Genomic DNA, 5597 nt, shown 5'->3' on the forward strand with positions numbered 1-5597 from the left:
ATTGGATCTGGCAATTTCTTATTTCCTATTTTAATTTCTACTACTGCATCTTTTTCTATTTTTACAGTTATTTTTTCTTTTAATAATTCATAGTCTTTTGGCGCTTCTATTTCTACAAGGATATAGTTTCCTATTGGTAAGTCTTTTGATATCGCTTCTCCTTCTTCATTTGTTAATAGTTCTCCAACTATTTTTCCTTTTGAATCTTCTATATGAAACTTTGCTCCCACCAATTTTTTATTATCATTATTACTATCAACTTTTTTTATTTTTACTTTTCCAGTACTAGGCTTGTTCCAATGTTGCCAGTTAAATTTGAAATTGTGAAATTCAAATCCACCAGTTTGTTGTACCGCGCCGACAAATACTTGTCCATTAATCGAGCCGCCTTTTGTTTCTAATACAGCATTTGGGGCAAACACACTCCCAACGACACCATATCCCTCTGTTGTAATTTTTTTCGCATTTGGAAAAACCCAAATCACTTTCCCGTATAGCTCAGTAAACGGGGAATTAGGAGAATATGGTTGTGATGTAGGAACTATATCTGTAGCCCTTCCAATATTGTTCGTGTCATATAGAATAGACCCATTTTTAAATGTAACCTCTGTTGCATCCGAATACATAACAATAAAATCTTTGTCCTTAGCATTTGGTAAAAATACATCTCTTATATCTAAATTGATTTTCCCTATCAATTCTGATGAAACATAAATATTAGGATTGTTTATATCTTTTCCGATTCCATGACTCATATTTGGAATTTGGGTATTCGTTTTATATTGACCTGCATTTTTACTGACTTGGTTCACTATATTGCGAAATTCATTAAATTTCGCGTCAATTTCTAGTTTTTCTTTATAAACGATACGATCATAAGAGGATTGTATGATGCGATCTGGATCACTCTCTTTTGTCATTACGACTATTCCGTTTTGAATGATAAAAGATTCTTCTCTTGATTTCTTAAATTTTCCAGACAATAACAAGGACGGATATCCCTCATCAACCCATTTTTCACCTACTATATTAGATGTTCCCGCTGCAGCACCTACAATCGTATACCCCGATGCATCCATATCACCTTGAACTGCAATTGCTCCTTCAATGTCGCCACCTATTGCTTTATGGTTACCAAAGACAACTGCATTATAACGCGATATATCACCTAGACCTTCTAAGTTTGTCGTGGATCCATATACTTCTTTTGGTACATATACGACAAAACTTACACTTAACATTAACAAAACAATAAAATGAATACTTACCAGCTTTAATCGTAGCCTCAATTCCTTTGTTTCCACCTTTACCGTATTTTTTCTATAGTCGAATAAAATGACATATTTATCAATGAGGATTTACTTCATTCCCTATATACCTTCCTTCTTTACTTATCTCTGAATTTCCGGTCCCACTGTCCATTAATGCAGGATAAATAAATACATTCTATCTAGTTAACCTTTTCTTATAAATTACGACTAGAAACACACATAACAATAGGATTGGAACTATTACAGTCCACTTATTAAATATAAATATCTCTGTACTCACTTTTTGTTTTTCTTTCTCGTTTAACTCCACACGCACACCTCGAACTAGCAATCTATTGGTGTTTACTCCATAAGGCGTACACGTAATTAAAGTTGTATAATCTTTTTTTTGTACAATTTGTAGATCGTCCGTTTCGTGTGGTAACACTACTTTAATTTGATCTACTTTATAAGCAAGAACTTTGTCTAAAGAATGAATATAAAAAAGATCTCCTTCGCTCAACTTATCTAAATCTGTAAATAATTTTGCTGATGGTAAACCACGATGCCCTGTTAAAATAGTGTGCGTATTTTCTCCACCTATCGGGAGCGAAGAAAAATCTAAATGACCTATCCCGCGGCTCAATACTTCCTCAGATGTCCCTTGATAGATTGGCAGTTTTATATTAATTTTCGATATTTCAATATACCCCATTACATCTCCTAAATTTAACGCATCAGCATATGCTTGATGATTACTTTTTTTTTCAGAAAATGGATCAGTAAATGTTTTCGTGGAAGTGTGAACTTGTTTATTATATTCGGCTGCTTCTTTTTCCCTACGTTCGACTTCTTTCTTTTGTAGCTCTTTGATCTTCTTATCGTAAGAGCTAATCTCAGAATAATGTGCACGAGTCGCCAACCAATTACTAATAGTAGGATATAAAAGAACACCTAATCCAAATAAAAAAATACCTCCCAAAACAAGATTTCGTTTCATATTTCCACCTCTGTATATGCTTAAATATCGAAAAGAGGGAAGCATTTTTCTTCTCCCCTTTTCCCATAGTTACATGTTCCTAAAATCTTAATTATTAGCAAACTTTTTTCTGAAGAAAACAAATGCCGCTGTAACCATTAACGTAAGGCCTATTACAGTAAAAAGAGTCGTTCCTATGCCACCCGTTACCGGAAGAACCCATCCACTTTTATTATTTTCAATTGTTAATTTAACCGTTTGATTATTTTCGCTAATCTTTACATCAATGGGATATTTTAACAATTGATAAGAAGCTTTTGTACCATCTTCTTTTGTATATGTTGGTGCTTTCGTTTCAAAAATTTGATAGTCTCCATATGGAATGTTAGACCATTTAATAACACCATTTTCATCTGATACACCTGTTACTTCTTTTCCTGCTACAACAACTATTTTTCCATTTTTATCTTTAAGTACAAACTCTGCACCTTTTAATTTATTCTTATTAGCACCATCAATTTTTGTTAACTCAATTATTCCAGTTGTTGGAACAACAACTACAGGTTTAGATTCCTTTTCTCCAATTACATCATTTTTATTTGTAAAATCAATTTTTGCTGTATTTAAAATTTCCGAACCAGATGGTACTCCTTCTTTTACTTGAGATTTAATTTGCAAATGAAATTCTTTTTTACCATCTAATTTTGTGAAATCTTTTACTGTAGCTGTTACTTTTTGACCTTCTATAGCTACCTCTACAATGCTTGCATTTACTTCTGCTCCATCAATTTTCACGATTGGCTTTCCTTGAATCACTAAACGATTATCCAAAGTATCTGTTACCACATATTTTTTGTATTCCTTAATGTCTTCTGGAATTAATGTTTTAATATCATAATTATAATTAGTTAACGGATTGATTGGTAACGCTTCCAATTTTCCGTTAATCTTTTTATCAATTATTGGTTCTTCATAGTTTTTCACTTCTAATTTAACTACTGTACCAGAAGTAATAGTTCCATCTTCATTAATTGTTCCGGAGTTCTTAACAAAAAACTCACGTTTAGTTGGATCTATTACATAGCCTTTCGGAGCTTTTGTTTCTTGGAAATAGTATTCTCCATACACCAATCCTTGCACGCGAATATGACCATTAGCATCTGTTACTAACTCTTTTTTCACTTCTGTACCGTCTTTTTTAAATAAAGAGAATACTGCACCTGCTAATGCTTTTTCATTTACACCAGTTTTTATTAAATCCACTGCACCACGTTTAACCTCATTTTTAGGATACATGTGAACATCATAGTTTAGCACCTTACCCTCTTTATTCGTTAATGGGATATCCACTGTATACGTATTGGGATTTAGATTAACATGTGGAGGTCCTGCCACTTCTTTCACCTCATAACGTCCTAGCGGAAGATCTTTTAATACAGCTTGTCCGTTATCATCTGTTACTACTTGCGTTGGAGTTGCTCCCATTACAGGTTTCACATCTTCTTTCACGATTTTCCCATCGTTTGAAATTTTTTCAAAAGACGCAACCTTTTTCACTTCAAACGTTACACCTTTTAATGGTTTCGCATCTTTTGGCACCTCTTGATTTGCAGAACCGTCACCTTCTAGTCCCTGCGCTCCATCTTTTTCTTGTTCATACTTATGAATCGTTAAAGTACCTTTAGATGGTGAATCTGCCTTTACTAATACACTAGACCATGTAGAAAATGTTAAGAATAACACTAAAAGCACACTAAATATTTTTTTCATTTCTCTTATCCCCTTTACTACTTCTATCATTTTAAAAATCTCTTTATTACTATTACCTTCTTAAAAGCAATAGTGTGCCAAGTATCAGATTTAAACGAATAACATAAAACATAGTCGTCCAACAATCCATTGTTTACAATCACTTATTCACATTTCTTATCTTCTATTATTACGTTGTCTCTCCACATGATATATGTAATTTTCTCCCCTAAATTACACTTATATCTCTACTTCAAAAATCATTACATTTGTTACATAATAGCTTTCACTGCTAATTTCGACTAGTCACTTACTGTCAATCTATTAATTTCTCACTTCCTATCCCTATTTAAAATCCAACCTTAATCATTTTTAATACATATAAGTAATAACCAACAAATAAGTGTGACGATTCATATTTTACGCTACTGTCCAAAACTATTACCTGTATATTCAAATAATATGTGATATTCATGTTAAATTATGGTATTATTCTTAGAAGTTTATAACTTTTATTTATATTTTTTATTAATAAAGGTTTTCCGTTTCTACTTATGAAAAAAGGAATATATGTTTATTTAACTATTACGCATAACTGTAAGGAGGAAGAATATGACTAAAAAGCTCAGTCTAGTTGAGATAGAGTACATTTGCAATATGTTTTTCCAATCTTTTGAAATTCCAGTTTGTTTTTTAGATTGTAACAAAAATATCCTTTTAGAATTTACATCAAAAAATGATTCACACTCGTTGTATACATCAAAAATAGAACAGTTACATGTGCTTTTTCAGAGAAATGATACATATAATTCCCCCATCTTCAGAACTCACGAACATCTAGGGCACTTCATTTTAATTCACATAAAGAGCGATTATATGGTAAACGGTACTGTTATTATCGGGCCCTTGGCACATGTAAACTTTTCTACAAGTAAAGCGGATAGTAACCTTAATTTTATTCCGAATTATAAAAGAACAAGAGACCATTATTTTTCATTGTCAGTCAAAGATCAAAAATTCTTTATAAATATAGCAATATTGTTCTATAACATTCTCTATACAAAAAATTCAGATGTAAGCACCTTTTCAAATAATAGTGACTCACTTCATATAAGTCATAGCAGAATCTTAAACGAAGATGTATATATTTCAATGCAAAAAGACGAATCCATTTATCATAATTTATATATAGAGCAGCAACTACTTAGATCTATAGAAAACGGGGATAAAGAAACCGTACTCAAATATTATTACGAATTCCAACAAGAGACTCTTTCATCTTTATCTTCATTCCATCAATTAAGACGTCATAAAAACATTTGTATTTCATCCATCACGCTCGCTACTAGATATGCGATAAAAGGGGGACTTCCATCTGGGATTGCTTACAAAATTTATGATTTACACATTCAAAGAACAGAAGATTTAAAAGATAAAGAATCTGTTTGGGATTTATTAAAAAATGCTTTTTGTACCTTTGCAGACCGTGTAAAGGCACAAAAAACACAGCAATATTCACAGACTATTGCTATTTGCAAAAACTATATTTTAAAAAATATTTACAATCCAATATCTGTTAAACAACTTGCTAAATTTGCAAATGTAAATTCAGATTATTT

The 5597-nt window shown here is 31.9% G+C and carries 4 protein-coding genes; 1 reads left to right on the forward strand and 3 read right to left on the reverse strand.

What is annotated here, in order from left to right:
- The 3 genes from MR167_RS30085 to MR167_RS30095 form a co-directional block, all read right to left on the reverse strand.
- Window positions 1-1289: collagen-binding domain-containing protein (locus MR167_RS30085; RefSeq protein WP_242316135.1), on the reverse strand; the 1289-nt coding region annotated here is incomplete at its 3' end.
- Window positions 1290-1446: 157 nt separating this feature from the next.
- The gene (locus MR167_RS30090) at window positions 1447-2250 is read right to left on the reverse strand and encodes a class C sortase (RefSeq protein ID WP_242316136.1); all 804 of its coding nucleotides are present in this window, start codon (window positions 2248-2250) and stop codon (window positions 1447-1449) included.
- A gap of 87 nt (window positions 2251-2337) precedes the next feature.
- Window positions 2338-3999 (reverse strand): SpaA isopeptide-forming pilin-related protein, encoded by a 1662-nt coding sequence (locus tag MR167_RS30095; RefSeq protein WP_242316137.1) that lies wholly within the window; start codon window positions 3997-3999, stop codon window positions 2338-2340.
- 591 nt (window positions 4000-4590) lie between these two features.
- On the opposite strand from MR167_RS30095, the gene MR167_RS30100 reads away from it, so the two are divergent.
- The coding region (locus MR167_RS30100) for an AraC family transcriptional regulator (protein WP_242316138.1) at window positions 4591-5597 on the forward strand (1007 nt) is incomplete at its 3' end.

This window comes from Bacillus cereus group sp. BfR-BA-01355 (assembly GCF_022663675.1).
Lineage (GTDB): Bacteria > Bacillota > Bacilli > Bacillales > Bacillaceae_G > Bacillus_A > Bacillus_A thuringiensis_S.